Below are 259 nucleotides of genomic sequence, written 5' to 3' on the forward strand. Positions count from 1 at the left end.
CCCATAAGCGCTAGTCCTCACCGACTGGCGCTTTGCTTTATATAAGGAAAGAAATGATGTCAGAACTGACTCTCACCGAACCCGAGGTTTTAATCGGCCACACCGACGTGATTTGCTCCACCAGCATTGAGTGTATAGTCACCGGACGTAATGCCGCACTGGCACAGATTGAAACGTTGATACAGCAGCTTGACGATATTTCGACGCTGACCCGTAGTATCGGCGGAAAAACAGCTCTGGACTGGGCTATGAAACAGGA

General features: G+C 49.8%; 1 pseudogene. It reads left to right on the forward strand.

Annotated features, from left to right (window positions below):
• Window positions 1-110: 110 nt before the first annotated feature.
• Window positions 111-259: pseudogene (locus JSN25_RS01690) on the forward strand (DUF4942 domain-containing protein); the annotation flags it as partial.

This window comes from Citrobacter cronae (assembly GCF_016893685.1).
Classification (GTDB): Bacteria; Pseudomonadota; Gammaproteobacteria; order Enterobacterales; family Enterobacteriaceae; genus Citrobacter; species Citrobacter werkmanii.